At 65.9% G+C, this 25968-nt stretch carries 25 protein-coding genes and 1 riboswitch; of the genes, 12 read left to right on the forward strand and 13 right to left on the reverse strand.

All coding sequences use genetic code 11. The annotated features are described in order from the left end of the window. Nucleotides 1–243: 243 nt before the first annotated feature. Nucleotides 244–1422 (reverse strand): CobW family GTP-binding protein, encoded by a 1179-nt coding sequence (locus HF684_RS16615; RefSeq protein ID WP_169253371.1) that lies wholly within the window; start codon nt 1420–1422, stop codon nt 244–246. Nucleotides 1423–1634: 212 nt separating this feature from the next. Here HF684_RS16615 and HF684_RS16620 point away from each other — a divergent pair, with 212 nt between their 5' ends. After that, complete coding sequence (locus HF684_RS16620) at nt 1635–2045, forward strand: transcriptional repressor (protein WP_169253372.1); 411 nt, start codon at nt 1635–1637, stop codon at nt 2043–2045. Nucleotides 2046–2131: 86 nt separating this feature from the next. Here HF684_RS16620 and HF684_RS16625 read toward each other — a convergent pair whose 3' ends face one another. Next, nucleotides 2132–3166 carry a GTP-binding protein gene (locus HF684_RS16625; RefSeq protein WP_169253373.1) on the reverse strand — a complete coding sequence of 345 codons (1035 nt, stop codon included), beginning with the start codon at nt 3164–3166 and terminating at the stop codon, nt 2132–2134. A 45-nt stretch (nt 3167–3211) separates the two neighbouring features. Between HF684_RS16625 and ykgO the strand changes: the two genes are divergently transcribed. Beyond that, nucleotides 3212–3334 carry a type B 50S ribosomal protein L36 gene (gene ykgO, locus HF684_RS16630; RefSeq protein WP_039212194.1) on the forward strand — a complete coding sequence of 41 codons (123 nt, stop codon included), beginning with the start codon at nt 3212–3214 and terminating at the stop codon, nt 3332–3334. Here ykgO and HF684_RS16635 read toward each other — a convergent pair. Next, nucleotides 3315–3938: an NTP transferase domain-containing protein gene (locus tag HF684_RS16635; protein ID WP_169253374.1), complete on the reverse strand. Its 624-nt coding sequence runs from the start codon at nt 3936–3938 to the stop codon at nt 3315–3317. The genes ykgO and HF684_RS16635 overlap by 20 nt on opposite strands. Before the next feature lie 163 nt (nt 3939–4101). On the opposite strand from HF684_RS16635, the gene HF684_RS16640 reads away from it, so the two are divergent. Continuing rightward, entirely contained in the window at nt 4102–5826 is a 1725-nt protein-coding gene (locus HF684_RS16640; protein ID WP_169253375.1) for an amidase, read from the forward strand. 38 nt (nt 5827–5864) lie between these two features. Here HF684_RS16640 and HF684_RS16645 read toward each other — a convergent pair whose 3' ends face one another. Further along, the gene (locus HF684_RS16645) at nt 5865–6599 is read right to left on the reverse strand and encodes a DUF998 domain-containing protein (protein WP_169253376.1); all 735 of its coding nucleotides are present in this window, start codon (nt 6597–6599) and stop codon (nt 5865–5867) included. Nucleotides 6600–6698: 99 nt separating this feature from the next. On the opposite strand from HF684_RS16645, the gene HF684_RS16650 reads away from it, so the two are divergent. Continuing rightward, nucleotides 6699–7472 (forward strand): isocitrate lyase/phosphoenolpyruvate mutase family protein, encoded by a 774-nt coding sequence (locus tag HF684_RS16650; RefSeq protein WP_169253377.1) that lies wholly within the window; start codon nt 6699–6701, stop codon nt 7470–7472. A gap of 67 nt (nt 7473–7539) precedes the next feature. After that, complete coding sequence (locus HF684_RS16655) at nt 7540–8301, forward strand: VOC family protein (RefSeq protein ID WP_169253378.1); 762 nt, start codon at nt 7540–7542, stop codon at nt 8299–8301. Between the two features lie 164 nt (nt 8302–8465). Here HF684_RS16655 and HF684_RS16660 read toward each other — a convergent pair whose 3' ends face one another. Both HF684_RS16660 and HF684_RS16665 read right to left on the reverse strand, forming a co-directional pair. Further along, nucleotides 8466–10604 (reverse strand): RecQ family ATP-dependent DNA helicase, encoded by a 2139-nt coding sequence (locus HF684_RS16660; RefSeq protein WP_169253379.1) that lies wholly within the window; start codon nt 10602–10604, stop codon nt 8466–8468. 103 nt (nt 10605–10707) lie between these two features. After that, nucleotides 10708–11181, reverse strand: coding sequence for a hypothetical protein (locus HF684_RS16665; protein ID WP_169253380.1), 474 nt, complete (start codon nt 11179–11181; stop codon nt 10708–10710). Between the two features lie 147 nt (nt 11182–11328). Here HF684_RS16665 and HF684_RS16670 point away from each other — a divergent pair, with 147 nt between their 5' ends. After that, nucleotides 11329–11913 carry a TetR/AcrR family transcriptional regulator gene (locus HF684_RS16670; RefSeq protein WP_169253381.1) on the forward strand — a complete coding sequence of 195 codons (585 nt, stop codon included), beginning with the start codon at nt 11329–11331 and terminating at the stop codon, nt 11911–11913. Between the two features lie 37 nt (nt 11914–11950). Here the strand turns inward: HF684_RS16670 and HF684_RS16675 are convergent, their stop codons facing one another. Continuing rightward, nucleotides 11951–12850 (reverse strand): ArgP/LysG family DNA-binding transcriptional regulator, encoded by a 900-nt coding sequence (locus HF684_RS16675; RefSeq protein WP_248279005.1) that lies wholly within the window; start codon nt 12848–12850, stop codon nt 11951–11953. Nucleotides 12851–12920: 70 nt separating this feature from the next. Between HF684_RS16675 and HF684_RS16680 the strand changes: the two genes are divergently transcribed. Next, on the forward strand, nt 12921–13520 hold the full coding sequence (locus HF684_RS16680) for a LysE/ArgO family amino acid transporter (RefSeq protein WP_248279006.1): 600 nt from the start codon (nt 12921–12923) through the stop codon (nt 13518–13520). Nucleotides 13521–13545: 25 nt separating this feature from the next. Here HF684_RS16680 and HF684_RS16685 read toward each other — a convergent pair whose 3' ends face one another. Continuing rightward, nucleotides 13546–15723, reverse strand: a complete 2178-nt coding sequence (locus HF684_RS16685) for a YhgE/Pip domain-containing protein (RefSeq protein WP_169253383.1) — start codon at nt 15721–15723, stop codon at nt 13546–13548. 40 nt (nt 15724–15763) lie between these two features. Then, nucleotides 15764–16621 (reverse strand): ATP-binding cassette domain-containing protein, encoded by an 858-nt coding sequence (locus HF684_RS16690; protein WP_211168020.1) that lies wholly within the window; start codon nt 16619–16621, stop codon nt 15764–15766. Between the two features lie 367 nt (nt 16622–16988). On the opposite strand from HF684_RS16690, the gene HF684_RS16695 reads away from it, so the two are divergent. Further along, the gene (locus HF684_RS16695) at nt 16989–18068 is read left to right on the forward strand and encodes a tellurite resistance/C4-dicarboxylate transporter family protein (RefSeq protein WP_169253384.1); all 1080 of its coding nucleotides are present in this window, start codon (nt 16989–16991) and stop codon (nt 18066–18068) included. 255 nt (nt 18069–18323) lie between these two features. Here the strand turns inward: HF684_RS16695 and HF684_RS16700 are convergent, their stop codons facing one another. The 4 genes from HF684_RS16700 to HF684_RS16715 all read right to left on the reverse strand — a co-directional run bounded on the left by HF684_RS16700 (nt 18324) and on the right by HF684_RS16715 (nt 21739). Beyond that, nucleotides 18324–18956: a DUF805 domain-containing protein gene (locus tag HF684_RS16700; RefSeq protein WP_169253385.1), complete on the reverse strand. Its 633-nt coding sequence runs from the start codon at nt 18954–18956 to the stop codon at nt 18324–18326. A gap of 63 nt (nt 18957–19019) precedes the next feature. Continuing rightward, nucleotides 19020–19598, reverse strand: a complete 579-nt coding sequence (locus HF684_RS16705) for a DUF805 domain-containing protein (protein WP_169253386.1) — start codon at nt 19596–19598, stop codon at nt 19020–19022. Nucleotides 19599–19840: 242 nt separating this feature from the next. Beyond that, nucleotides 19841–21154: an MFS transporter gene (locus tag HF684_RS16710; protein ID WP_169253387.1), complete on the reverse strand. Its 1314-nt coding sequence runs from the start codon at nt 21152–21154 to the stop codon at nt 19841–19843. 87 nt (nt 21155–21241) lie between these two features. Continuing rightward, the gene (locus HF684_RS16715) at nt 21242–21739 is read right to left on the reverse strand and encodes a MarR family transcriptional regulator (RefSeq protein ID WP_169253388.1); all 498 of its coding nucleotides are present in this window, start codon (nt 21737–21739) and stop codon (nt 21242–21244) included. A gap of 109 nt (nt 21740–21848) precedes the next feature. Further along, nucleotides 21849–21977: riboswitch (FMN riboswitch) on the forward strand. Between the two features lie 114 nt (nt 21978–22091). Between HF684_RS16715 and ribD the strand changes: the two genes are divergently transcribed. The 4 genes from ribD to ribH all read left to right on the forward strand — a co-directional run bounded on the left by ribD (nt 22092) and on the right by ribH (nt 25957). After that, nucleotides 22092–23186: a bifunctional diaminohydroxyphosphoribosylaminopyrimidine deaminase/5-amino-6-(5-phosphoribosylamino)uracil reductase RibD gene (ribD, locus tag HF684_RS16720; RefSeq protein ID WP_248279007.1), complete on the forward strand. Its 1095-nt coding sequence runs from the start codon at nt 22092–22094 to the stop codon at nt 23184–23186. Nucleotides 23187–23238: 52 nt separating this feature from the next. Continuing rightward, nucleotides 23239–23886, forward strand: coding sequence for a riboflavin synthase (locus tag HF684_RS16725; RefSeq protein ID WP_169253389.1), 648 nt, complete (start codon nt 23239–23241; stop codon nt 23884–23886). Beyond that, nucleotides 23879–25333, forward strand: a complete 1455-nt coding sequence (gene ribA / locus HF684_RS16730; RefSeq protein WP_169253390.1) for a GTP cyclohydrolase II — start codon at nt 23879–23881, stop codon at nt 25331–25333. The genes HF684_RS16725 and ribA overlap by 8 nt, the downstream gene beginning before the upstream one ends. A gap of 153 nt (nt 25334–25486) precedes the next feature. After that, the gene (gene ribH, locus HF684_RS16735) at nt 25487–25957 is read left to right on the forward strand and encodes a 6,7-dimethyl-8-ribityllumazine synthase (RefSeq protein WP_101555311.1); all 471 of its coding nucleotides are present in this window, start codon (nt 25487–25489) and stop codon (nt 25955–25957) included. Nucleotides 25958–25968 lie beyond the last annotated feature (11 nt).

The raw sequence follows: 25968 nt of genomic DNA on the forward strand, positions 1-25968 counted from the left end.
CAAAAGTAGGCAACGGTGTCCCCCAAAAGGATGATTTCTCACTGCTGTTCCCGGCAGGTCGATCATGACCGTTCGGTGGGGCACGTTTCGACCCTAGAAGCGGTCACGGGTGCCCGGCACGGGAGTTGACCTCCAGACCACCCTCAGGAAACACGGAGGGAAACCGGAGGATCCCCTCCCCTTGCTACCTGACGGCGGCCCAGCAACCTCGCGCGAGGTTGCTGGGCCGCCGTCAGGTAGCAATTAGGTGTGGAGGCGGACGTGGTGGAGGAAGCGTTCGGAGCGGTCACTGCCCGATGCCGCGACATCTTGGCCCGCAGCGGCAGCGCTGTTGAGGGCGGCGGTCAGAGCGGCCTCGGCCGCCTCGGTGTCGAAGTCCTCACCGATGACGACGAGGACGCTGTCCGCGTCCGGCCGATCACCGTCCCCCGCCCTCGAGGACGGAATCTTCGGGGCGGGTCGGGCCGCCTCGGCGACGTAGACGTTCGGGCCCACCGCCTGCACATCGAAGCTGCGCCTGCGGGATCCTTCGACCGCGAGCACGGTGCCCTTCACGCGATACACCCCGGGCGGGAGGTCTTCGACGAAATCCATCACCGCATCCGGATCGACAGGGCCGCTTCCGGTGACGGTCACCGACTGGGCATGGCGGTGGGGCATGGATCCCTCCTCGACCTCGTCGTCGCCGATCTCGTCGGCGGCCGCTTCGGCGTAGGCCTGACGGAGCAGTTCCCGGATCGGCAATTCGGGCTGGACCGGGTCCTCGCCGACGTCGGAGCCGCCTCGGCGTGAGTCCCGCTCTCCAACGCCTGGATCGAAGATCAGGGTGGGGTCGAGGCGAGCGTGATGGGTGCCGATGACGATGACGCGCGGATTGCGTGCGTGGACGCGGGCACGCACGGCCTCGACCGTGTTCTCGCGGTCGGCCGCCGGCACCTGGTCGAGCTTGTTGACCAGCACCAATGTCGTCGCGGCGAAGCGCAGAGGCGGCAGGCTCGAGGTATCGACGGTGTCGAAGTACATGGTGGCGTCGACGACGTCGATGACCCCGCCGAGGTGGAATCGGTGGTGGCCCATGCGGGTGATCATGCGAGCCAGGGTCAGGGGTTCGGCGAATCCGCTGGCTTCGACGATGATCGCGTCGAGGCGCAGCTGGGGGTTCGTCATCGCCACGAGCGCGTCCTCGAGCTCGGAATCATCGGTCAGACAGCACACGCACCCGCCCGAGATCGACAGCGGTTCGTCGACCTGGCCGACGACGAGTCCGGCGTCGATGTTGAGGTCGCCGAAATCGTTGACGATGACGCCGATGCGGGCGTCGGGGTGGCGCAGGAGGTGATTGAGCAGACTCGTCTTTCCGGCACCGAGGTAGCCGGTGAGGAGAATGACCGGGATCGCCGGTCTGCGTCGGGGTCCGCTCATAGTGCCTCCTCGGATGTGTGTCCGACAGTCCGACTGCGCAGGTTCCGCTGGGCGTGCGGGCCCGTTCTCAGTTCGGAGTCCATCGTCGGTGTGGTTGAACCGCCCGTTAATGGTAACGTGTTTCATTATTTCTCTCGCATATGCGCGTTCACGCATATGCCCCTGACAACAGGGACGATGAGATCGACTGCCACGACAAGGGAGGATTGGCCATGGCAGCTCCGCAGAAGAAGACGCGCAGCACCGCGCAGAAGGCGCTCATCCGCTCTGCCCTGGAGACCGAGACCCGCTTCGTCTCCGCCAAGCAGCTCCATCGCCGCCTCGAGGACGGCGGGGCCAGCGTGGGCCTGGCCACCGTGTACCGACAGCTCAATGCGCTTGCGCGCAGCGGCGACGCCGACACGATCACCATCGCCGAGACCCAGCTCTTCCGCGCCTGCGCGCAGACCGAGCATCACCACCATCTCGTCTGCGAACGCTGCGGCACTGCCGTCGAGATCGACCCGCCGAGTGAGGACTGGATGCGCCAGATCGCGGCCTCGAACGGCTTCGAGATCACTCACCACGTCTTCGAGATCTTCGGCCTGTGCGCCGATTGCCGGGCGTCAGCCGCCGGCAGCTGACGCTTCGGCTTGGTGAAACTGCAGCAGCCTGGCCCCTGCACCAAGCCGCTGCAGTTTCACCAAGCTGGCATCGGGAATTGCCGGCGTCAGCCTCGACGCGCGGAGTCCCACGCGGGGAACTCGTCGCGAAACCCCAGCCAGGCCATCGGACCTGCCAACAGCTCAGCATCGGTGAGAACGGCCCGGTCGAGCGCGTCGCACAGCCCCGCCTCGTCGAGGTCGACGCCGATGAACGCGAGATCCTGACCGAGCGCCAGCAGCTCCGCACCCCCGCCGGGAAGCGGATCGACGGTCAGCGGCGAGAGCGTGAGCAGAGTGCCCGTCTGATCCCAGTGCGCGGTCACATAGGGTCGGGAGGCGAGCTTTGCGAAACCAGCAGAACGGACGATGCGCCCCCAGCAGCCTTCGCCGAGCGCCGCACTCAGCACTGCCTGCAGTCGCTGCGGGTGAAAGGGTCGCACCTGCTCGAAGCGGCAGGCGCGGACACCGCCCGACCGGGCCGGGGGCCGAAACTCCGAGTTGAGTATCGCCGTCCACCCTGCGACAGGAGGCCGATGCCCGAACTGCCAGCACACGGGCTCGTGTACCGCGCCGTCGCGCAGCAGGAATCGCCTGGCCTCGGGCGCCAGATGCGCGATCAGCCCGATCGCCGCCTCGACTACATCCGAATCGGAGTGCTCGGGTGCCAGCAGAGCCAGAGTCGAGGCGAATTCGATCTGCGCAACGAGGACTCCGGCGCGAACTTCCGAATCGAGATCGCTGTGCAGGCAGGCAAGGTCGAGTACACAGACGAGGTCGGTGAGCACGGCTCGCGTTTCGGGGGCGCTCAGGGCTCCGATGATCTCCGCGCAATCCGCGTCTTCGCCATATTCGAGGACGAACCCGTGCACCCCGGAGGTCATGCCGACCAGTTCGACGAGGCGGTCGATCGCCTCGATGCCCTGTTGTGTCTGCTCCGCAGGCACGAAGACATAGCCGCGATCTCTGGCCAGAGCCATCGCATAGTGCCTGCGCTCGGCCGCGCAGAGTCCGACGACGGCGATCGCTTCGATTCCGTCGACGATGGAACTCCGATCACCTTCGGCTGGTCCCCGCATTCGCTTCCCTTCGATCGAGAACATAGTATTGATACTAATGATACTCATTCTCACTAAGGAGTCACGCTCATGAAGGTTCGCCGTTCACTGCGATCGCTGAAGTCCCAGCCCGGTTCGCAGGTGGTCCGCCGCCGCGGCCGCGTCTACGTCATCAACAAGAAGAATCCTCGGTTCAAGGCCCGCCAGGGCTGAGTCGGGCGCGAATCGCTTCGAGCTCGGCTGCCGTATCGAAATCACGCACCACCTCAGGGGCGACGACGACCACAGCCGGTTCGAGCCCCCTGAACAGCAGCTTCACCGCACCGTCCGTGGGGTCACCGAGTTCGGCCAGACGAGTACGCAGGAGCCCGGTCGGCCAGGCCGCGCAGAGAAACTGCGTCTTCCCCCGATCGTCGGTGCCCGTGGCCGGGCGTCCGGTGGCCCGGCACGTGGAGATGAGCTCACCGAGGTGGCCCGCCGTGACCATCGGCATGTCCCCGGCCAGGACGAGGGTGACATCGGCCGTCTCGGCCGGGAAATCCGTCTCAGGCGGCATCGCCTCCGCTGCGGCCGCGATCCCGGCCAACGGGCCCGCGAACTCGGGTTCTTCCCGAACCACGCGGACGCCTTTCTGCTCCGCCTCCGAGAGTCCGTCTGCGGGTCCGGCCACCCACACCTCGGCGTCGGCTGCCGCACCGCGGATGCTCTCCAGGATTCGGGAGATCGTCGACCGTCCTGCCACCTCGACGCCGGGTTTGTGCTCACCTCCGAAACGTCGCGAACGACCGCCGGTGAGAATGATCGCGTTGACCGTCATACCTCGATCGTACCCGCCGCGAACTCCACGTTCTGCACCCCGCGGACGACGAATTCCGCAGCCCATCAGTCTCGAATCAACGCTAGTCTGGGGACCGAGAACACCCACCTCGCGCACGCACCGTCGAGTGCGCCGCGCACCGTCGAGTGCCCGGAGGAAGATCATGTCGAAGTTCGATGTCGTCGAAGCGTCCATCGCCGATCTGCGAGCCGCCCTCGCCGGCGGCCGCACCACCTCGGTGGAGCTCGTCGAGGCCTATCAGGACCGGATCGCAGCGTTCGACGGCCCCGACACCGACACGAAGCTCAACTCCGTGATCGTGAAGAACCCGCAAGCCCTCGCCGAGGCGGCCGCCTCTGACGAACGGCGCGCAGCCGGCCAGACGCTCGGCCCCCTCGACGGGATTCCGTACACCGCGAAAGACAGTTATATGGTCGCGGGCCTCACCGTGGCCTCCGGGTCACCGGCCTTCGCCGACCTCGTGGCGCAGAAAGATGCGTTCACGATCGAACGGCTGCGTGCCGGCGGTGCCATCTGCCTAGGCCTGACGAACATGCCGCCGATGGCCAACGGCGGCATGCAGCGCGGACTCTACGGCCGCGCCGAAAGCCCGTACAACGCCGACTGGCTGACCAGTGCCTTCGCCTCGGGGTCCTCGAACGGCTCCGGAACGGCCACCACGGCGAGCTTCGCCGCCTTCGGCCTCGGCGAAGAGACCTGGTCCTCGGGTCGCGCTCCGGCGTCGCACAATGCGCTCATCGCCTACACCCCCTCGCGCGGGGTCATCAGCGTGCGCGGGAACTGGCCGCTCGTGCCGACCATGGACGTCGTCGTCCCCCACACTCGCACGATGGCCGACCTGGCCGAGGTTCTCGACGTCATCGTCGCCGACGACGAGCAGACTCGCGGAGATTTCTGGCGCGTCCAGCCCTGGGTGGAGATCCCGAAGGTGAGCGCGGTCCGCCCTGACTCCTATGCTGCGCTGCTGCCGGAATCGCTCGCGGCGGCACAGACGGTGTTGGCCGGTAAGCGCCTCGGCGTTCCGCGGATGTACATCAACGCCGATGACGAGGCCGGAACGAACCCGGACGGCGGTATCGGCGGGCCCACGGGAAACCGAGTCGAGACTCGCGCCTCGGTGATGGAGGCCTGGCAGGCGGCGCGAACCGATCTCGAATCCGCAGGCGCCGAGGTGGTCGAGACCGACTTCCCGGTCGTGAGCAATTACGAGGGCGACCGTCCCGGTGCCCCGTCGATCGCGACGCGCGGGTTCGTCACCGCCGACTACCTCGATCGGGAGATCAACGACCTCTCGTCGTGGGGGTGGGACGATTTCCTCGCCGCGAACGGCGACTCGAACCTTTCCACCCTCGCCGAGGTGGACGGAGCCATGATCTTCCCCCACCCACCCGGTGCGCTTCCCGATCGATACGTCGGCTTCGACGATGACATCGCGACCTACCCGGAGCAGGTGCGCACGAATCGCTATGCCTCGGTCACGGAGATCCCCGAGCTCGCATCCGGTGTGCGCGGGCTCGAGGAGACTCGCCGGGTCGACCTCGAGGAGTGGATGGATGAGCATGGCTTCGATGCGGTGATCTTCCCGGCGATGGCCGATGTGGGACCTGCGGACATGGACGTCAACGAAGCGTCTGCGGACCTGGGGTGGCGCAACGGCACGTGGGTGGCCAACGGCAACCTCGTACCCCGTCACCTCGGCATCCCGTCGGTGACGGTGCCGATGGGCACAATGGCCGACACCGGTATCCCCGTGGGCCTGACGATCGCCGGTCGCGGCTGGGACGATTCCGCGCTCATCGAGATCGCCGCTGCGTTCGAGGCGACAGGTGAGCGCCGGCAGGCGCCGCCGCGGACTCCGCGGCTGTAAACACGCGGCAGCTGCGCCGGCTCACTCGCTCGCCGACTTCACGGTCCGGAGGCGAGCTCGCGTTTTCGCCTCGAGGCGTCGCGCAGCTGCATCCATCCGGCGAGGATGAACCAGATGAGGAACGGATAGGACGCGGCTCGCTCGACGATGCCGTCGGGCAGGTCCCAGGTCTCGGGAGCAGCCAAGAACAAGGTACCGGTGAGTCCGAATACGCCCAGTCCGAGCGTGAGCCCGCCGAATTCGGCGGGACCGATCCGGCGTTTCTCGGGCCATCGGATCATGGCGATGCCGGCGGCAAGCACGCCGAGGTTCTGGATCACGGATCCGCCGATTCCGAAGACGGCGTGCAGTCTCGGATCGATGTCTGCCGGGACCATCCCGGTTCCGGCCAGCAGCATTCCGCCGGCGGCGAGCATAAAGGACCCGCACCGGCCCCAGCGAGTCGGAGCGATCCAGTCGTGCCAGATGAAGGCGATGATCGCGAGCATCGATCCGGCGATGATGGAGACGCCGTTGACGAAGGGATGGGCCGGTGAGCAGACCTCGATCGGGGTTTCCGCGTCTCCCCAGTCCCCGCATCCGGTCATCCCCAGATGACTGATGGGCTGCTGTGCGAACGAGTAGCCGCCTTCGGACAGCAGTGCCGCGGGGATCTCGATGAGGATCGTGGCGAGGCCGGCAAGCACGGCGAGAAGCGCCCACACCCGCTCGGGTTTGGGCGAAACGCGGATGGTGCCCGAACCGGCCACCTCTGCTCCTCCGTACGGCGACATCGGATGGTGGTCACGGTATCACCGCGCCTGCCTGAAACCTTCTGGTGAACCGGTCCGGCCCCTGGCGTGTCGAGGCACAACAGTGGAAAAGTATTGACCATGGTCGATTACACGGTTCTCGCTGAACGCGCTTTCACCCTCTTGCAGGGACATCACCAGGACGAACCCCTCGTGCTGCCGACCGTCTGGGATGCCTGGTCGGCTCGTGCGATGGTCGACGTCGGTTTCAATGCGCTGAGCATCGGATCCCATCCGCTCGCCGATTCGCTCGGCCACGGCGACGGTGAGCAGATGACGCTCGAGCAAGCGCTCGAGGGGATCTCCCGGATCACCTCGGCGGTGGATGTTCCCGTCACCGCGGATCTCGAGTCCGGGTACGACACCCCCGCTCCCGAGCTCATCGCCGGTCTCCTCGACGCCGGAGCGGTCGGTGTGAACATCGAGGACACGGTCCACAGCCGGGGCAGCATGCGCAGCCCCGAGGAGCACGCCGAATACATCTGGAGCCTGCGCCAAGCCGCCGAAGCGCAGCGGGTCCACGTCGTCATCAACGCCCGCACCGATGTGTTCAAGTATCCGGGCGACTTCGACGACCCGACCGCCGAGGTGGTCCGACGTCTGCGTCTGTGCACCGACGCGGGCGCGGACTCCGTCTACCCCGTCCGTCTGCCCGATGTGGGCACGCTCAAGTCGATCCTCGCGCAGATCACTCTGCCGCTCAATGTCACCGCGCACCCGATCAAGGGCGCGGTGCCCGAAGAACTCGACCTCTCTCAGCTCGCTGAACTCGGGGTCGGGCGCGTGACCTTCGGTCCGCTTCTGCAGGCGGCGCTGACCGACTGCTTCGCGGATTTCACGCGCGCTTGGCAGTAGGGTCATCCCCCTGCCGTCGGCATCATTCACTGCAACTCACCTCCACCCCACCACAAGAGGAGACGCAATGCCTGCCAACCCCCGCGAAGGCCAGCCGATCTGGATCGACTATGTCTGCCAGGACTTCGAGGCCGCCCAGAACTTCTACACTCAGCTCTTCGGCTGGGAATTCACCGACATGGGTGAGGACTTCGGCCACTACAACATGATCACGAAGGACGGAGGCAACGTCGGCGGTGCCATGCGAGCCATGAACATGGACGGCACCCCGAGCCCGGAAATGCCCACAGCCTGGTCGACCTACCTGCACACTGGCGACATCGCCGGAACCTATCAGGCTGCGCTGGGCGCCGGAGCCGCCGAAGTCGTCGGCCCCATGCCCGTCGGCCCGCTCGGTCAGATGGCCGTCGTCGTCGACCCGACGGGATCACCCATCGGCATGTGGCAGCCCGGCGAGTTCTCCGGCTTCGATACTCCGCTCACTCCGGGAACCCCCGTGTGGTTCGAACTCATGACGACGAACTATCAGGCGGCCAATGATTTCTATGCCAAGGTCTTCTCATTCGACATCACCCCGATGGAGGGGTTCCCGTACTCGACGCACGGCGACGGTGACGAGGCTGTAGCCGGAATCTGCGATGCCAGTCAGTGGGCACAGAACTCCTACTGGCGCACCTACATCAACGTCGAAGACGCCGATGCCGCGGCAGCAAAGGTGACAGAGCTCGGCGGCACAGTGCTCGCCGGTCCCGAAGACTCCCCGTACGGACGCATCGTCACGGTCACCGATCCGGAGGGAGCGACGTTCCAGCTGCAGCAGAATCCGTGACCGTCACGGAGGCGGCCAGACACTGGTTCGGTCGGCTGCTCTGCGGCAGTCACTGATCCGGCCGTGACTGACACTGGTCAATTTGAACCTCTGCGGCGACGATTCCTCGGCCGCAAGCTGAGGAATCGTCGCCGCAGCGGTTTTCGACGTCGTGCCCAACCACCTCAGGCCCGCAGCGCAAGGGCGAATGGCAGCACCGAGGAGGCTCCCGCCTTGCGCAGCAATCGTGCACAGACCGTCATCGTCCACCGCGAGACGACCTCGTCGTCGACGAGCAGCACTGATTTCCCGGCCACCGCCTCCTCGACGTCGGGAGGAACAACGAAGGCTTCATAGAGGTCCTTGACGCGGAAGGCACTGTTGACATCAGGTGTGCCGTGGTCGCTTACCTGGAGCAGTTCCCCGCCGTCCACAAGTCGGCCGGCCGCGGCGAGATTCGCGGCCAGAGACCGCACCGTCACAGGACGGCGATTGCTCGGGATCGACACGACCACCTCGGGCCGTGTTTTCCAATCCCACTGTGCCAGGACTTCGAGGCACCACTTGCCGATCTGACCGGGCACCTCGGCATCGGGAGCATCGGGGGCGAGGAACGACCGGAGGGACTGCCCCTGCCCGAGGTCGGACAGGCGGGCGATCGCACGCCCCTCCTCGGCGAGCTCTTCGGCCGGGATCCGGCCCTTGAGCGGGACACCGATATTGGCCATACCGCTGGGCCAGGTGCTGCGCGGTTCGATGGGCAGACCGATCTTGTGCAGGTTCCCGGCCGCGGCCTGGCGCTGTTCGTCGGAGATCTCGGCAGAGAACCACACTCCGGCGCAGTTGTCGCAGCGACCGCACGGCTGCGGGTCGGGGTCGTCGAGCTGACGGATGAGGAATTCCATCCGGCACTGCCCGGTTGCTTCGTAGTCGAGCATGGCCTGGGCCTCTTCGGCTCGGACAGCTGCGACCTTCTCATAGCGATCCCGGTCATAGGTCCACCCCAGCCCGGTCGAGACGTACCCGCCCTTGACCTTCGTCACGGCGTCTTCGACCTCGAGGGTCTTGAGCAGCAAATTCAACCGGGAGCGTTTGGTTCCGACCAAGGTCTCCAAGCGGGCCACGGACAGGGGGCCGTCCGCCTCGGCGAGGGCTGCGAGCACGGCGTTCGCGTCGTCCTGGTTCGGCATCGACGCGGTCGCGAAGTACTCCCAGATCTGTTCGTCTTCCGCACCGGGCAGCAGGAGGACGTCGGCGGAGTCCGTGGCGCGGCCGGCACGACCGACCTGCTGGTAGTAGGCCACAGCCGAGGACGGTGCGCCGATGTGGATGACGAATCCGAGGTCGGGTTTGTCGAATCCCATGCCCAGCGCCGAAGTGGCCACCAGTGCCTTGAGGCGGTTGTCCTTGAGCTGCTGTTCGAGTTCGGCGCGCTCTTCGGCATCGGTCCGGCCCGTATAGGCGCGGACCTCGTGGCCTTGTTCGCGCAGCATTCGGGTGATGTCCTCGGCGGCGGAGACGGTGAGCGTGTAGACGATTCCGGACCCGGTGAAGTCGTTCAGGTGCGAGGCCAGCCAGGCGATGCGGGCACTGGCGTCGAGTCCGGGGAGGACGCCGAGGCGCAGGGAATCTCGGGCGAGTTCGCCGCGGACCACGGTGGTGTCGTCGCCGAGCTGTTCGGCGACGTCGGTGACCACGCGGGAGTTTGCGGTCGCCGTCGTCGCGAGTACCGGAGTGTCGCGCGGCAGTTCGGACAGTATCCGGCCGATGCGGCGGTAGTCGGGGCGGAAATCGTGGCCCCAGTCGGAGATGCAGTGGGCTTCGTCGACGACGATGAGGCCGAGGAAGGCCAGCAGCTGCGGCAGCACTTCGTCGCGGAACTGCGGATTGTTCAGCCTCTCCGGGGAGACGAGGAGGACGTCGAGGCTGCCGGCCCTGAGATCCTCGAGCACGGAGTCCCATTCGGTGACGTTCGAGGAGTTGAGGCTGGCGGCGCGGACTCCGGCGCGTTCGGCTGCGGCGATCTGGTCGCGCATGAGCGCCAGCAGCGGGGAGATGATGAGGCTGGGTCCCGTGCCTGAGGCCCGGAGCATGCGGGTGGCGACGAAGTACACGGCCGACTTGCCCCACCCGGTGCGCTGGACGACGAGGACGCGCTTTCTTCCCTGCACGAGGTCGCGGATGGACTCGAGCTGGCCGTCGCGGAACCGCGCGGTCGGGTTCGCGGTGAGCTCGGCGAGGATGCGCTGCGCCTCGATCGCGAAGCCGTCAGTCGTGCCGGGAGAGTCGGCAACGGGTGGGGATGTCGGGGTGGATTCCGTCATGGGGCCAGTCTAGGTGGAGGCACTGACACCGCGGGCCACTCCCCGCCCGGCATCACAATGTGGTCAGCACATCGATACGAGGCTCGGTCAGAGCCACCGCGGCTCAGCGCAGGGCGTACTCGACGCCCAGGGTGGCGAGCACACCGAAGAGGATGCCCCAGAGGATGATCGAGATGATCTGCCAGACAGCCACGACATTGCGATTCGCACCGAATCCGACCATTGCCGATGAGGTGATCTGCGAGGGCAGCAGTGTCTGGCCCAGCAACGAGACTCCCGGCACACCGAATCTGTCGAACATGCGCTTGAGCCGCTGCCGCTTCGGTTTCTCCTCGACCTCTTTGTTCTTCGTCGCTTTGTCCCTGATCGCGCCGGCTCCGTAGACGAAGGCGAGCATCGAGACGACGTTGCCGATGACGGCCACCAGTATTGCGACGACGGGATGCAAGCCGATTGCCACGCCGATCACGGAGCCGAAGTACGACTCGACGAAGGGGATAGCGGAGACGAGCAGAACGCCCGCCCACTGCAGCCAGTCGGGAAAACTTCCGGCGAATTCCTGCAGACTGTCGATCATGAGGGCTCTCTCTTCTTCCGTTGGGGTCCTCTGGTCGGGTCAGCACACTGTTCCTGCCGCGTCGCTTCAACGCTTTAGTACACCGTACTAGTACAATGTACTATACACTGAGGCAAAGCACCGATGTCAATGACGCAAGGAGCTCGGTTGTCGAAGCGAGACGACATCATCACCGCGGCCATCCGGCTGGCGGAACGGTCGGGACCCGGCGAGGCGAACCTCAGTGTGCGCGCCGTGGCCAAGGAAGCAGGGGTCGGACCGTCGACGCTGCGCCACTACTTCCCCACCCAGGCAGACCTCCACGAGGCGGTCGCACTGCGTTCCATCGACACCGTCGTCAAGGATTTCTCCATCGCCGATGCGGCCCGCGCCCCAGCCGACCGGCTCTATGAGTGCTGTGCCCAGTTTCTGCCGACCCATGAGCATCGGGATGTGCAGCTCGAAACCTGGTTCTCCATGCACCTGCACGCTCTCGGCGCCGAGAAGCGGGCAGTGTCCCGGCGTCTCCTCGAACACGGCCACCGAGTCACCTACGACAGTCTTTATCGCTGGCTGAATCTGCTCGCCGAGGAGGGGCACCTCAACCCCACCGAGGTGGCTCCGACTGCCATAGCGCTCTTCACCACCGTCGACGGCATCGCCCTGCACTCGATCATCTCGCCCGAGACCATGACCGTCGACGCCGCACATGAACAGGTCAAATGGACGATCGACAAGCTCCTCAGCTCCTGATCCGCCCAGCGGAGGGCAATTCAGCTCCGCCCCCGAATCACCGCATGTCGGCGGCCGCACGGCGCAGCGCCTCGGTCAGTCGCGAGAGCTTCTCCGAAGCCAGAGTCCAGTGGTGCCAGTACAGCGGGACGTCGATATGCGGCTCGGTGCCGATCTCGACGAGGTCGGCGTCGAGGCCGTCGAGCTGCATGACCGGCACCATCCCCCAACCGAGGCCTGCCTCTACCGCGGCCGCGAACTCCGCCGATCCCGGCACGACCGACATCGGCGGCCGACCGTCGACTCCGCAGCGGCGGAGGAACTCGAATTGCAGGTCGTCATCCTGGCCGAAATTCACCATCGGCAACCTGGTCAGATCCGCCTCGGTGCCGGTGGAATGCCGATCGAATAGGGAACGTTTGGCCACGGCGGTGTAGCGCATCGCCCCGAGCTCGGCGACCGTCGTCCCGTACCCGCCGGTCGCCGTCGAGGTGATCGTGCCGAGCACCTCCCCCGACGCCAAGAGCGGCAGCGCCTTGTCCTGGTCGACCATCTCGATGCGGAAGACGACATCGTCCCAGCCGGCCGCCTCGGCGAAGATCGGGCGGAACCACGTCGCCATCGAATCGGCATTCACCCCCACCCGGAGCACCGTGGGCTCGCTCCGCCCCGCACCGGATCCGCCCGCCCCGAGGGAGTCGGCGTCGATGCCGTGCAGCCGGTCGAGCGCCTCGGATTCGAGCAGTTCGACCTGCCGAGCGTAGCGGAGGATCGCCTGCCCCGCCTCGGTGACGGTGATCGGATTCGTTCGTCGGATGAGGACCTGCCCGAGGCGGGACTCGAGCGTGCGGATACGTTGACTCGCCGCCGAGGCGGTGATGCCGAGGACGAAGGCCGCCCCTTCGACGGTACCTTCGTCGACAGCGGCAGCGAGCGCTTTGACGTGATCGATGTTCATGAAGCAATTGTGCATCAGATGCATATTCTGTTGTTTTTCTTCTGATCAGCCGGTCTCTACTGTTGAGTCCGTGCTCACTCATCTCGTCACCGGACTCCTCACCGGCTGGTCGCTCATCATCGCCGTCGGCCCGCAGAACGCGCTCCTGCTGCGGCAGGGGATCCGGCGCGAGCACCTCGGCGTCGTCGTCACCATCTGCATCGTCGCCGACGTCCTGCTCATCGCAGCGGGCACGGTGGGGATCGGGGCGATCGTGCTGTTGGCGCCGTGGGCGCTCGAAGCCCTGCGCTGGCTGGGCGTGGCCTACCTGCTGTGGTTCGCATGGACGAGCCTGAAATCGGCGCGCGACGCCACCGGGCTGAAAGCCGATACCCACCAGCGGACCCTCAAGTCCATCATCCTCACCACTTTGGCGCTGACGTTCCTCAATCCCGGCGTCTACATCGACACCGTCGTCATGCTCGGCAACCTCGCCAACCAGCAGGGCCGCGACGGAGTGTGGCCGTTCACTCTCGGAGCGATGCTCGGCTCGATCAGTTGGTTCCTCGTCATCGGCTACGGCGCCCGTGGGCTCTCCCGCTACCTAGGCCGACCACGGGTCTGGCAGGTTCTCGACATCATCATCGCCGTGGTGCTCGTGGTGCTGGCCGCGCGGCTGGCGCTGGGATAGCAGCACAGCCGCACCCGCCCCGGGCCTACAGGCTCAGGCTCGGATGGAGCTGGGTGAGTGTGACCATGCGCTTGCGGCTGCAGACCACGATCGTGGCCACCAGACAGAGCGCGGTCATCAGCAGCAGGACCACGGCCGCCTGGGCCGCGATGAACATGTCACCACCGGCAACCAGTGTGCGCAGACCGCTGACCGCGTGCGTCATCGGCAGGAACGGCGAGATGACCTGGAAGATCTTCGGCGCCGTCTCGACCGGATAGGTTCCGCCTGCCGAAGCGATCTGCAGCATGAGCAGCACCAGGGCGACGAGTCTGCCGACCCCTCCCAGCGCCGCGACACACAACTGGTGCACGGAGTGGAAACAGGCCGCCACGAGCATCGAGAACAGCAGGGTCCACACCCACGCTCCGGCCGAGAAGTCCAAGGCGAAGGTGAGGATCGCGTAGAGGACCGCGACCTGGGCGATACCGAAGAGCAGCCCGGGAACATAGCCTGCCCACGCGATCCGCGATGAGGGGGCCGATGAGAACAATGCCCGGTACGGGATCGCATTGAGCACCATGTAGGTGATCATTCCGCCGATCCACAGGGCCAAGGAGACGAAGAACGCGGACAGTCCCTCGCCATAGGCATCGACGGCATTGTCCTTGACCTTGTCCGCATCGACGGGAACAGCCACGACATCCGACCGGTTCTCCCGATCGTTCTTGTCATAGGTCGGGATCTGCTCGAGCCCCTTCTGCAGACCGTCGGCGAGTTCCCCAGAGCCGTCATCGAGCTTGCCGGCGCCTTTGTCGAGTTCGGTCGCGCCGTCGACGAGCTGTTCCGATCCGTCCTTGAGATCAGCGGCTCCGTCCTCGGCCTTCGCCGTGCCGTCCTTGAGTTGGACGGCACCGTCATGGAGGTCACCGGCACCCTTGGCGAGCCTCCCCGCTCCTGCGTCGAGTTTGATCAGCCCGGAGTGGAGGTCATCGGCACCAGTCGCGACCTTCTGTGCGCCGTCGTCAAGCTGACCGATCTTCTTATCGGCAGTGCGGATCTTGTCCATCACTCCGTCAACAGCGTCGGTCAGCTTGTCCTCGAGGCTCTTCGCCTCATCCGTGGCATCGGAGGCGCGCTTGTGTGCGGAATCGAGGTCCTCGCCGAGGCCGTCGGCATCCTCGGCGAGTTTCTGCACGTTCGGGTCGTCCGGATAGTCCTCCTGCAGCTGTTTGATCCGCTCGTCCATGTCCCCGCGCACTGTGGTCCGGGCATCGTCGAAGTCGCCTTCGGCGCGCTCGAGCTTCGGCCGCGCCCCGTCGACGACGTCATCGGCCTTGCGTTTGACGTCCTCGGCCTTCTTCGTCGCCTCATCGGCGGTATCGCGCAGCTCGGAGGTGCCGTCGGCGACCTGCCCGGCACCGTCGGCGAGTTTCTTCGAACCGTTCTTCGCCTCGGTGGTGCCCTTCTTCAGCTCAGAGGCACCGTCGGCAAGGTCGCCGCTGCCCTTCTTCAGCTCCCCCGCACCCTCATCGAGGTCGATGAGCCCGGAGTGCAGCGTCCCGATTCCCTTGTCGAGCTTCGTCGCCCCGTCGACGAGCTCTCCGGTCCCGTCGTGGAGCTGGCCTGCTCCGTCGTGCAGGTCGGACGCACCGTTTGCGGCCTTCTCCGTCTCCGAATGGATGTCGTTGAATCCGAGATAGACCTGGTTGACGTACTCGGCAGTCGTGGTCTCGCTCAGCCCGCCCTTGATCTCGGAGAGGATGGTCCCGGCCACCTGTCCGACGATGAAGTTGTGGGCGTCGTCGGTGCGCAGCTTGAGCCCTGCCTGCTCCGGATCGTCACCGCCTGTCGACACGAGCATCTCGGAGAAGTCCGAGGGGATCTCGAGGACCGCGAAGTACTTCCCTTCGGCCAGGCCCTCGTCGGCTTCCTCTTGGCTGGTCTCCTGCCAGTCGAATCCGCCTTCACCTTTCGGCGTGATCTCGTCGACGAGTTCCTGACCGGCGTTGAGCTTCTCTCCGTCCGAGTCGGGCTTCTCCGCGCCGGTATCCTCGTTGACGATTGCCGCCTGCAGCTTGTCGAGATGCTCGGTCGGGTTCCAGTTCGAGGCCAGGTACAGTCCGCCGTAGATCGACGGGATGACGATGATGACGATCATCGCCAGTCGGGTGATCGTGTGGCGTTTGAATCGTGAGAGTTCTAACCAGGGCAGGGAGAACATTCGGGAATCTCCTCGGATTCGTGTACGTAGGGCAGGACGTTCAGTGTTTGGATCCGCGAGACGCGGGAGGGCGTGCCGGCAGCTCGAGTTCGACCAACGACGGCTCCGCGCGGGAGCCCAGCGATCTGGTGGCGATGTCGAGTTCGCTCGAGTCCTCGCAGGAGACGATGACCGTCAGCGGGTCCTCGGGATCCCTTGATCTGCGCAGCTGCTGGTAGATGAGGATTCCGGCCCAGGCTCGGGCCCGGTCCGCGGATTCTCGCAGGTAGTCGATGTTGTCGATGACGACGACGGGAGGGCGGCTGAGGCTCGCCAGCCCGAACTCGAGGAAGAACTTCTGCAGCTCACTCAGCTCGGAGACGAACACCTGCCCGTCATCGTCGATGAGGAAGTCCGCACGCTGGGCGTCGTCTTTCGAAAACGTCCCCGGCGGGAGTTCGTCGATGATCTCCGCAGCCATGGTGAAAGTGTCCCGGATGAGGCCGATGACCTCGCGCAATGTCGACTTCGACGCCCACGGCTTATACCAGGGCTGGAGCATGATCTGCCGTTCGGCGACGTGCTGGGCCACCGTGAAATCGTCCTCGAGGTCCGTCAGTCCACCGACATGTCCGACCGCAACCTGTCCGCGCACGGTGCGGGCCCGTTTGCGGATATCGATATCGCCGAGGCGGCCCTCCCCCGCCGAGACCCGCATCCGTCCAGCCACGGACAGGAGGAAGGAGGTCTTTCCGCTGCCCGCGGAGCCGCGGACAACGGCGATGCCGCCGATGGGCACCTCAAGGTCGATATCGGTGAACACGTCGCCTTGTTTTCCGGACAGGGACCAACCGTGCAGCGAGACCGCCGGCGCGTCGATGCCGGCGTCCTCGGCGAGAGTGTCCGTTGTGCTCTCCATAGCCTTCGCTCCCAATCGTCTGTGCCCTCGTCGATCCGGTCCGTGCCGGAGATCTCTGCACCGCGCAGGTGACTGCAGACTACGCCACCACCGGCACGCGGGAGCGTGGAGCGGGCGACTCCACGTGAAGTTACCCATTGGTAACTCCAGTGAATTCTCTCATGAAAATGAGGGGAGAGTGAGCTCGGAATACCGAGATGTCACGAATTGCACATCGGTTTTTCGCGCAGAGGCCCTCGGGCGGCCTCTCGATGGGGACTGCGGCACGGTTCAGGAGGGCGGGGCTGCAACGCGGTTTCAGGGGGTGGGGTCGTACTATCGAAGACGTCGATATCCCTCGACACACTGCGACGAGAATGGGGAGCGAATGAACACGGCCGATCGCGACCTCACCGGCCTGCACGGACGGTGGGGACTGAGCCCGTCGACACTGGCTCCCGGGTGCTTCGCCTCGGTGATGGCGACCGGGATCGTGTCGATCGGTGCCGAGCTCGCAGGGCTGCATCTGCTGTCAGTGACTCTGTTCTGGCTTGCCGTTACCCTGTACGTGTTCTTCACCGTACTCACCGTGGTGCGGATCCTCCGATATCCCGATGCTGTTCGCGCCGACCTGCATGATCCCTCCCGGGCCTTCGGCTTCTTCACCGCCGTGGCCGGCACGAACGTCCTGGCGACGGGCTTCGTCGGCCTGGGGATGATTCCGCCTGCGCTCACCCTCTTCGTTCTCGGCGGTCTGCTCTGGCTGGTGCTCGGGTACGGGATTCCCTTCACCGCGATCCTCGGGTCGAGCACACGGCCGGTGTCGGCAGGGGTGAATGGCACGTGGCTCGTATGGGCGGTGGCAGCTCAATCAGTGGCGGTGGTCGCCGCGAGCCTGGGGATCGAACTTCCGCACACTCCGGACGCCGATCGCGGTCTGGTCGCATTCCTCGCGCTCGCGGCGGTGGTCATGTGGGCCGTTGGACTGGCGCTCTACGTCGTGTGCTTGATTGCGATCGGCGTGCGCATTCTCCAGCATCGGTTCGGGCCCGAGGACCTCGATGCCCCGTATTGGGTGACGATGGGCGCACTGGCGATCTCGATCGTGGCGGGTTCGCGGATCCTCGATCTCGGCGAGACTCCCCTGCTCGAGACGACACGCGTACTGGTCGGAGCATCCTCGGCGCTGTTGTGGGCGATCGCCACGTGGCTCGTCCCGGCGCTCGTCGCCGCGGGCATCTGGAGGCATGCCGTCCACCGGGCGCCGATGACCTATGCGGCCGGACTGTGGAGCATGGTGTTCCCTGTCGGCATGTACGCAGTGGCGAGCATCTACCTGGGCCGGTCGGATCATGTGCCGGCGATCGAATGGATCGGGCTCCACTGGTACTGGATCGCCCTGACGGTGTGGGCGTTCGTCTTCGTCTCGATGCTCCTGTCGTTCGTCAGGACCGTCCGCCGACCCTGATTGCCCGGGCCGCCTCGGCGAGGAATCCGGACGCGCATCGCGCACCGCTGAGCGCATTTCTCACCGCCCGCCGCGGTTCGGCTCGGCCCTCGCGATACGTCCTCGTGGCAGCACAACGCCCCGTCGGCGGCGTCTTGCACCTGTGCAATGGTGCGAGATGCCACTGACGGGGCGTGATGGCCGCGCAGCTGTAGGACGTGTCAGCAGCTGAGCGTGATGCTCACACAGATATCTGCGCCGAGACCGGTGCCGAACTCAGCGGTCGAAGCGCTGCCCTTCGGGCTTCGATTCCATCACCAGCAGCACGATCACGATGATCCACCCGACGAATGGGATGAAGTTGAGGAAGTAGAAAGGGCCCGCAAAGTTGGCGTCGTGCAGACGTCGCCAGGTGATTGCAAGAGTTGGAACTATTGTGGCCAAAAAGGCAACCAGCAACAGGATTCCGGCAGTCGCCATAAGCGCCGTAGCGCCGGCCGGCGGTGTTGCGTTGTAGGAGTCTGCCGGCGCCGAGAGCGAGCTGATCGTGCCCCCAGCAATTCCCAGAATGTAGGGAATGATTCCGATAATGATCGTGAACAGGTATGCGAACCAGTACTCACTGCGCGAAGCCCGCCCAGAGAACTTCGCATAGTTCTTGAAGAAGCGTTTGACGGCCTGGCCGAAGGTCGCGCCATAGAGCGGAAGCGAGAGGTCGTCGGGGCTGGCAGCACTGCGGGGTGCTCCACCATATCCGAGCCCGTCGTAGCCGTGTCCGCCAGACGTTCCGGGGTCCGGCATTCCTGGGCCCGGAACGTCGGAGTCGGAGTTGTATGCTGCGTTCGCGTCGTAGGACATAGTGACTCTCAAATAGTGATCGCGTACAAGAATGGTCGGCCAGCCGATCATCTCATCGGTGTCGATGTTGATGAAAATGCCGGCCGACCATCAGCGAGTCACAGGCCGTGAGAGTCAGACGTCGAAGCGCTGCCCCTCGGGCTTGGACTCCATGATCATCAGGATGAGCACGATGATTGCTCCGACTCCCGGAATGAGCCAGAGGAAGAACATCGGTCCCGGGTAGTTGGCATCGTGGAGTCGGCGCACTCCGACGCTGATGAACGGAAGGATCGTGGCGAGCATGATGATGGCGCCCAGGACGCCGCCGATTCCGAGCATCGCGAACGCTCCGGTCGGCGGGGTCGACATGCCGTAGGGATCGGAGGCGGCGGCTGCGGCAACCATTCCTGTGCCGATTCCATAGATGATTCCGGGGATGATTCCCAAAAGAATCACTAACAGGTAGGCGTACCAGAATTCGCTGCGCGAGGCGCGTCCCTTGAAGTTGACATAGTTCTTGAAGAAGCGCTTGACGGCCTGGCCGAAGGATGCGCCGTAGAGCGGGAGCGAGAGGTCATCGGGGCTGGCGGCACCGCGTGGCGCTCCGCCGAAGCCCTGCCCTCCATAGCCCTGGCCGGCCGGCACTCCGGCTCCTGGTGCCCCTTGACCGGGGGTGCCGGAGTTGTATGCTGCATTCGCGTCGTAGGACATGATGACCTTCGCTTGTAGGTGACGATTCTGATCGCGTTCCGCCGTCGAAGAGTCGCGATTTCTCAGCCGATCTTCAGGAAGCGCAGAATCTATTCTGCACCAGGCTTTCCATCGATCATGTGTCGAACCGGTTTCAGATCTGCAACACAGCTCATGATTCACCCATTTGTCATGGTCCGGACACGGAAACGGCGCCCGAGGATTGCCTCCTCGGGCGCCGTCATCAGCGATTCGCTGCCACCTCAGGCGTCGCCGCCGGTAAGTGCATAGGCCTCGTCGACCGGCGTCTCATCGATATGCCCATCGACGCGACGCAGTGCCTTCCACCCGAGCGAGATGACGACGACCGACAGCAGCACGGCCCCGGCACCGAAGAGGTACGGAGATCCCGCACTGATGGATTCCGATACCGCACCGGCGACGATCGGCGCCACGGCACCGCCGATGAAACGCACACCCGAATAGGTGCCCGAGGCGACCGGACGAGGCAGGTCGCTGACCTCCATCGCCGATTCGGTGAACACCGTGTTGAGCACACCCAGAAGCATGCCGGCCACGATGATGCAGACGACGATCCCGACCAGCGATTCGACGAGAAAGGACATGACACCCAGCAGCACGGCGAGCGCGACGAGAGTGACGATGAGGCTGCGACGGCGCCCCATCCGCTTGGTCAGCACGGGAGCGCCGAACACCGAGGTGATCGCCACGCAGATGCCCCAACCGAAGAAGACGTAGCCGAGGCCCATGGCACCGAAGTCCTCCATGCCCAGCTTCGCGGCGGCCGCCTCGACGGGGAACGGACTGTAGGCCAGCAGAATGAAGAAGCCGAAGTTGTACAGCAGAGCGGAGACGCCGAGGATGGCCACCCCCGGACGAGCGAGCGCTCGGAACGTGGCGCTGAGCCTGATCGGCTCCGCCGAAGCCCCGGTCGAGCTCGTGCCGCCCGGCAGCAGCACGATGATCGCGATGAAGCCGATGGCCATGAGGACTGCGGTGCCGAAGAACGGTCCGCGCCAGGAGATGCCCCCGAGGAGTCCGCCGAGCAGCGGGCCGGTGGCGATGCCGACGCCGAGAGCCGCCTCGTAGAGGATGATCGCTTTCTCCGCACCGCCGGACGCGGCGCCGACGATCGTCGACAGCGCCGTGGAGATGAACAGTGCGTTGCCCAGACCCCAACCGGCACGGAAGCCGATGATCTGGTCGACGGAACCGGAGAATCCGGCCAGAGCCGCGAACGCGACGATGAGCACGAGACCGATGAGCAGCGTGGTCTTCGCGCCGATGCGGGAAGACAGGAAGCTCGTGAAGAACATCATTCCGCCGGTGATGAACAGGTAGCTGGTGAACAGCAGCATCGATTGGGCGGGGCTGGCGTCGAGCTCGGCCGAGATGGCCGGCAGGATCGGATCGACCAAGCCGATGCCCATGAAGGCGATGACCGCGGCGAACGCGACCGCCCACACGGCACGTGGCTGGCGAAGGATCGACGTTCCCGCCCCGGGATCGCCGGGCGTTTCGTCCCCTGTTGTTTCGTTGTCTGCTGACGCTCTCATCTGCTGGTCGCGTCCCCTTTCCTGTGGTGCGTCCGCTTCGAAATCAGTTCCGGAAGCGTGGTTGAAAAACTGCGATGTGTTCGGCGGCTAGCCCGCGTCCGAGTCCGAATCCGGGCCCTCGATCTGCTCGATCTGCTCGTCGACGCCGTCGACCGGGTGGCGGTCCTTGAGAAAGTCCGATACCAGTCCCAGCGCACGATCGACGCTCTGCCGCTCCTCGACGCTCAGCGACTCGAAGTACGGCTGCATCTGCTCGATCATGATCGCCCGGTTCTCCGCCAGCCGCGCCCGACCGGCATCGGTGAGCGAGAACTGCGAAGCGCGACCATCCGTGGGGCTGGGCTCGCGCACGACGAGCCCGGCTTCCTCGAGTTTGGCGAGGAGCTTCGTCGCCGCGGGCTGAGAACTGAGATACCCTTGCGCAAAATGACCGACGCGGACAGGTTGATACTGCTCGACGACGGCGAGCGCACGCAGCGCCGCCAGTGAGTTCTCGTTGCCGATCACTCGTCGAAACGCTCTGGTCAGGCGCGACGAGACGACAACGAGCCGAGATACGAGTTCGGCCGAATCCACATCATCCATAACTTATTTATATACCCAGGTTATGCATTTCGGCAAATCAGCCCCACCCGAATGTCACCATGTGACGGACCTCACGGCCGCCTCGGTGACGGTCGTGCTAACCTGGCCTCACATGTTCCGGGGACGGTGAAATTCCGTACCGGCGGTCACAGTCCGCGACCCGCTCGCATTCGTGCAGGCGGTTGATTCGGTGAAATTCCGAAACCGACAGTCAGAGTCTGGATGGGAGGAGCATGGTGGCCTCGGCCGCTGTGTTCGGTGCATTCGACCGCACCGTCGCACGCGACTGAGACGCCCTGATGGTTGCACCCGCAATATCCTCCCTCCCGGCGAAGGCTCGGGAGGTTTTTTCATGGGCACGCAGCCAGACGAGGCCGCGGAATTCACGGACCTCGAATCCGCGGCGATGGCCGCCGCTCTCAATGCGGCCCGCGAAGGAGTTCGCGGAGCGAATCCGCTGGTGGGCGCGGCAATCCTGACAGCCGACGGCCAGATCGTCACCGGTCACCACGGAGGTGCCGGAACGCCCCACGCCGAGGTGGACGCGATCACCACCGCCCACGATCTCGACATCGATCTGACCACCTCGACGCTGTTCGTCACGCTCGAGCCCTGCGCCCACCACGGCCGGACCGACCCCTGCACCGAGGCGATCATCAACGCTCAAATCCCCTCCGTCGTCTTCGCCTCCCCCGACCCGAACCCCCTGGCCGCGGGCGGTGGAAAGACCCTCGCCGAGGCGGGGCTGACGGTCCGTTCGGGACTGCACGAAGCCGACTCCCGCGCTCTCAATGCCCGCTGGGTTCGGTCGACGACCGAGGCCCGCCCCTTCGTCACAGTGAAGATCGCACAGAGCCTCGACGGGGCCGTCGCCGCCGCCGACGGAACCAGCCAATGGATCACCTCGGCGGAGTCTCGCGCACACGCTCACGAAGTCCGATCCCGAGTCGACGCCATCCTCGTCGGCACCGGCACCGCCGTCGCCGACGATCCGCGTCTCAACGCCCGCGGTCATGACGGAATCGCGCTCGACGATCAGCCGCGGCCCGTCGTGCTCGGCACCTCCGAGCTGCCGGTCACCTCGTTTCTCGCCCTCAACCCGAACACGCTGCATCTGCGCACCCATGATGTCCGGGACGCCCTGGACCAACTGCACGCCGACGGAGTCCGCCACCTTCTCGTCGAAGGCGGGCCGACGGTGCTGGGCGCGTTCTTCGCCGCCGGGGTCGTCGACGAGGTCTTCTGCTATCAGGCTCCGCTGCTCATCGGCCCCGGCCGCAGCAGTGTCGACGGCTTGGACATCGGCACCCTGTCCGATGCACTGCGACTGGTTCCCGACGATACGGAGACCCCGACGGTCTCGCGGCTCGGCCCGGACTTCCTGCTGCACTTCGCAACGGCTGATCCGGAACCGACCGAACCCGGCACCCTCGGATCAGGCACGTAGCCGCCGCAGACCCCCAGCCATCACCGACCAACACTTAGGAATCTGGAGTCACATGTTCACCGGAATCATCGAAGGACTCGGCACCGTCGAGACCATCGAGCGCACAAACGATTCGGCCGCGATCACCATCGACGCCGGCCACCTCGTCGCCGACCTCGAACTCGGCGGCTCGCTGGCCGTCAACGGAGTCTGCCTGACCTCGACGAGGCGGCCCGCCGAACAGCGCCCCGGCCTCTTCACCGCCGAGGTCATGGGCGAGACCCTGCGCCTGACCGGACTCGGAACCCTGGGCACGGGCGACCGCGTCAACCTGGAACGCTGCACGCCCGCCTCGGGGCGCTTCGACGGACATGTCGTCCAAGGACACGTCGACGGACGCGGTGAACTCCTCGACCGCATCGACCGTCCCGACTGGTCGACCCTGCGCATCGGGATCCCTGCCGAACTCGCCCCGCTGACCGCGGTCAAGGGGTCGATCGCTCTCAACGGGGTCTCCCTGACGCTGACGGCCGTGTCCGAACCGAGCGCATCCTCGGCGTGGGTGGAGGTCGGCCTCATTCCGGCCACCCTGACCCACACGACCTTCGGCGAGCTGCCGGTGGGCGCGGCCGTGAACATCGAGGTCGATGTCCTCGCGAAGTACACCGCGCGCCTCCTGTCCTTCCGCACCACCACCCAGCAAGGAGTCGATCATGACTGATCCCATCGCTCACGCCAGCCGCCTCGATCCCATCGATGCGGCCATCGCAGCCGTCGCCGCCGGCCGGCCCGTCCTCGTCGTCGATGACGAGGACCGGGAGAACGAGGGCGACCTCATCATGGCCGCCGAGTTCGCCGATGCCGCGACGATGGGCTTCTTCGTCCGGCACACCTCAGGCGTCATCTGCGCACCCATGACCGCCGACCGGGCCGCCGCCCTGAGTCTGCCGCCGATGGTCACCGACAACGAGGATCCGAAGGGCACGGCCTACACGATCAGCTGCGACGCAGTCGGGGTGACCACGGGCATCAGCGCCGCCGAACGCGCCGAGACCGGTCGAGTCCTCGCCGCCGCCGATCCGGATCCGGCGGCGATCTCGCGGCCCGGGCACATCTTCCCGCTCATCGCGAAGAACGGCGGGGTCCGCGAACGTCCCGGTCACACCGAGGCCGGGGTCGAGTTCGCACGCCTGGCCGGGGCGCAGCCGGTGGCGATGATCGCCGAGGTGGTCCACGACGATGGGTCGATGATGCGCTTCGACGCGGTGCGCGACTTCGCCGACGCCCACGACCTCGTCATGGTCTCCATCGAACAGCTCATCGCCTACCTCGAGCGGGGTGACGAGAGTGCGTCGAGCGACTCCGCGGCGGCAGTTCCATCGGCCCCGGCTGTGTCGCCGACCTCAGCCGTGTCGTCGACTGCGGACGATTCCCGCGCCGAGGCGGCCGCCTCGGCGCACATCGCCGGTGCCCCCGGTGGGACCGGATCGGTGGAGGCGACCGCGGAGGTGGCTCTGCCGTCGGAGCACGGCAGCCTGCGGGCCCGCGCGTTCACGATCAAAGGGCACGACCACCTCGGCGTGTTCGCGGGATCGCCGGATTCCGACGTCGAGGGTCCGGCGCCTCTCGTGCGACTGCATTCGGAGTGCCTGACCGGGGACGTCTTCGGTTCACACCGATGCGACTGTGGTGAGCAGCTCGACCTGGCGCTCGGCCTCATCGCCGAACACGGCGGCGCGGTTCTCTACCTGACCGGACACGAGGGCCGCGGAATCGGGCTGAGCAACAAACTGCGCGCCTACGCTCTGCAGGATCAGGGACGGGACACCGTGGATGCGAACCGGGACCTCGGGTTCACCGACGATGCTCGCGACTACCGTGCCGCGGCGACGATCCTGCGCTCGCTCGGACTGACTCGCATCCGCCTGCTCACGAACAACCCGGCGAAGACCTCGGCTCTCGAAGAGCTGGGCATCACGGTCGAAGCCGTGGTCCCGCTCGAGGTCGCGGCGCGGCCGGAGAACACGCACTACCTGGCCACGAAGCGCGAACGCATGCACCATGTGCTCTCGCTGCCGGAGGTCACAGGCACAGCCGGCACCGGCGCGGATACCGTCGGCATGGGCGCGGGCAACGGTGCAGGTGCCGCCGGGGCCGTCGCCAGCTGAAACCCGGCCAGGCTGGGACCGGACGGACCTGCAGGTGCGTCGGCCGCCTCGGCGAGCTTCCGGCTCCGCATGCGAGCGGGCCCGGCCTCTCTGACCGACCTTACTCAGAACACGAACCAGGCTTTTCGGAGCCTTCGAACAAAGGACACACTCATGGCTCATTCCGGAGCACCAGAACTCACCGTCGACGCCGCTGATCTGCGCGTCGCCATCGTTGCCGCTTCCTGGCACACCCAGATCATGGACGGACTCGTCGACGGAGCCCAGCGCGCCGCCGCCGAGGCCGGAGCCGAGGCCACGCTCATCCGCGTACCCGGCAGCTTCGAACTGCCCGTCGCCGCCGCGCGCCTGGCACCGCACTTCGATGCGGTAGTCGCCCTCGGTGTGGTCATCCGCGGCGGCACCCCGCACTTCGACTACGTCTGCCAAGCCGCCACCGACGGCCTCAACCGGGTCGCCATCGACTCCGGCAAGCCGGTGGGCTTCGGCGTGCTGACCTGCGACACCGAACAGCAGGGACTCGACCGCGCCGGACTCGAGGGGTCGGTCGAGGACAAGGGGCATGAGGCGATGACCGCCGCCCTCGTCACCGCCCAGGCCCTGGCGCCCTACACGCAGGGCTGAGCTGCGCTCAT

The organism is Brevibacterium sp. 'Marine' (assembly GCF_012844365.1).
Lineage (GTDB): Bacteria > Actinomycetota > Actinomycetes > Actinomycetales > Brevibacteriaceae > Brevibacterium.

Coding starts and splice junctions, on each gene's coding strand:
- HF684_RS16665 (WP_169253380.1), bottom strand. CDS start 11,181: ATGATCGACAGTCTGCAGGAATTCGCCGGAAGTTTTCCCGACTGGCTG.
- ribH (WP_101555311.1), top strand. CDS start 25,487: ATGGCTCATTCCGGAGCACCAGAACTCACCGTCGACGCCGCTGATCTG.
- ribD (WP_248279007.1), top strand. CDS start 22,092: ATGGGCACGCAGCCAGACGAGGCCGCGGAATTCACGGACCTCGAATCC.
- HF684_RS16615 (WP_169253371.1), bottom strand. CDS start 1,422: ATGAGCGGACCCCGACGCAGACCGGCGATCCCGGTCATTCTCCTCACC.
- HF684_RS16645 (WP_169253376.1), bottom strand. CDS start 6,599: ATGTCGCCGTACGGAGGAGCAGAGGTGGCCGGTTCGGGCACCATCCGC.
- HF684_RS16660 (WP_169253379.1), bottom strand. CDS start 10,604: ATGACGGAATCCACCCCGACATCCCCACCCGTTGCCGACTCTCCCGGC.
- HF684_RS16725 (WP_169253389.1), top strand. CDS start 23,239: ATGTTCACCGGAATCATCGAAGGACTCGGCACCGTCGAGACCATCGAG.
- HF684_RS16640 (WP_169253375.1), top strand. CDS start 4,102: ATGTCGAAGTTCGATGTCGTCGAAGCGTCCATCGCCGATCTGCGAGCC.
- HF684_RS16705 (WP_169253386.1), bottom strand. CDS start 19,598: ATGTCCTACGACGCGAATGCAGCATACAACTCCGGCACCCCCGGTCAA.
- HF684_RS16650 (WP_169253377.1), top strand. CDS start 6,699: ATGGTCGATTACACGGTTCTCGCTGAACGCGCTTTCACCCTCTTGCAG.
- HF684_RS16635 (WP_169253374.1), bottom strand. CDS start 3,938: ATGACGGTCAACGCGATCATTCTCACCGGCGGTCGTTCGCGACGTTTC.
- HF684_RS16625 (WP_169253373.1), bottom strand. CDS start 3,166: ATGTTCTCGATCGAAGGGAAGCGAATGCGGGGACCAGCCGAAGGTGAT.
- ykgO (WP_039212194.1), top strand. CDS start 3,212: ATGAAGGTTCGCCGTTCACTGCGATCGCTGAAGTCCCAGCCCGGTTCG.
- HF684_RS16685 (WP_169253383.1), bottom strand. CDS start 15,723: ATGTTCTCCCTGCCCTGGTTAGAACTCTCACGATTCAAACGCCACACG.
- HF684_RS16655 (WP_169253378.1), top strand. CDS start 7,540: ATGCCTGCCAACCCCCGCGAAGGCCAGCCGATCTGGATCGACTATGTC.
- HF684_RS16695 (WP_169253384.1), top strand. CDS start 16,989: ATGAACACGGCCGATCGCGACCTCACCGGCCTGCACGGACGGTGGGGA.
- ribA (WP_169253390.1), top strand. CDS start 23,879: ATGACTGATCCCATCGCTCACGCCAGCCGCCTCGATCCCATCGATGCG.
- HF684_RS16715 (WP_169253388.1), bottom strand. CDS start 21,739: ATGGATGATGTGGATTCGGCCGAACTCGTATCTCGGCTCGTTGTCGTC.
- HF684_RS16675 (WP_248279005.1), bottom strand. CDS start 12,850: ATGAACATCGATCACGTCAAAGCGCTCGCTGCCGCTGTCGACGAAGGT.
- HF684_RS16620 (WP_169253372.1), top strand. CDS start 1,635: ATGGCAGCTCCGCAGAAGAAGACGCGCAGCACCGCGCAGAAGGCGCTC.
- HF684_RS16710 (WP_169253387.1), bottom strand. CDS start 21,154: ATGAGAGCGTCAGCAGACAACGAAACAACAGGGGACGAAACGCCCGGC.
- HF684_RS16690 (WP_211168020.1), bottom strand. CDS start 16,621: ATGGAGAGCACAACGGACACTCTCGCCGAGGACGCCGGCATCGACGCG.
- HF684_RS16700 (WP_169253385.1), bottom strand. CDS start 18,956: ATGATCGGCTGGCCGACCATTCTTGTACGCGATCACTATTTGAGAGTC.